The organism is Nocardioides sp. zg-DK7169 (genome assembly GCF_013155365.1).
In the GTDB taxonomy this organism is placed as follows: domain Bacteria; phylum Actinomycetota; class Actinomycetes; order Propionibacteriales; family Nocardioidaceae; genus Nocardioides.
Window position 1 is genome coordinate 1 of the sequence record NZ_JABJRA010000028.1, and the last position, 863, is coordinate 863.

Here is an 863-nt window from a genome sequence, read left to right on the forward strand (position 1 = left end):
CGACGGGAGTAGACGTCGATGACGAACGCGGCGTAGACCCAGCCGGCGAAGGTGCGGCAGTAGGTGATGTCCGCGACCCAAACCCGGTTCGGGGCTGGCGCCTTGAAGTTGCGGTCCAGCAGGTCCGGACGACTGTCGGGACCGCTCCCCGGAACGGTCGTGCGCGGACCCTTCGCACGGCTGATCCCACGTAGCCCGTCGGTGCGCATCAGGCGGTGCACCGTGCACCGGGCGATCCGGTGACCGCGCCGGTTGAGTTCAGCGTGCATCTTGCGTACCCCATAGACGCCGTAGTTGGCGGCATGGACCTTGCGGATGACCTCCAGCCGCTGCTCATCGGCGACCGCCCGTGCGGACGGTGGCCGGGACTTGGCGGCGTAGTAGGTGCTCGGGGCGATCTGCATCCCGGCCCTGCACAGGACCCGGCAGATCGGCTCGACCCCGAACCGATCGCGGTGCTGGTCGATGTAGTCGACCAGCACCTCGGTGCTTACTTCAGCTTGCGGTCGAGCTCCGCCGCGGCGAAAAACGCCGACGCCGTCCGCAAGATCTCATTCGCCCGACGCAACTCCTTGACCTCGCGCTCCAGCTCGGCGATGCGCTGCGCCTCGGCGGTGGTGACGCCGGGCCGGTGGCCCTCGTCGATCTCGGCCTGGTTGACCCAGTTGCGCAGCGTCTCGGGGTTGATCCCGAGCTGCTCACCAACGCGCTTGAGCGCACCGGAGCGAGTCGCAGGGTCACGCCGCAGATCGACCGCCATCCGGATCGCCCGCTCCCGAAGCTCGTCCGGGTACTTCCTCGGTGCTGCCATGACTCTCATCCTTCCGTGGAATGAGAGCCTCCATCAGACCCGGCACGCGACA

The 863-nt window shown here is 67.9% G+C and carries 2 protein-coding genes and 1 other annotated feature; both genes read right to left on the bottom strand.

Annotation, left to right across the window (positions count from 1 at the left end; translation table 11 throughout):
- Positions 1-482: IS3 family transposase (locus tag HOQ23_RS20460; protein WP_172217485.1), on the bottom strand; the 482-nt coding region annotated here is incomplete at its 3' end.
- Positions 390-533 (bottom strand) — a sequence feature (AL1L pseudoknot). It overlaps the preceding gene by 93 nt.
- The gene (locus HOQ23_RS20465; RefSeq protein ID WP_172217487.1) at positions 491-811 is read right to left on the bottom strand and encodes a transposase; all 321 of its coding nucleotides are present in this window, start codon (positions 809-811) and stop codon (positions 491-493) included. It overlaps the preceding feature by 43 nt.
- Between the last annotated feature and the right edge of the window lie 52 nt (positions 812-863).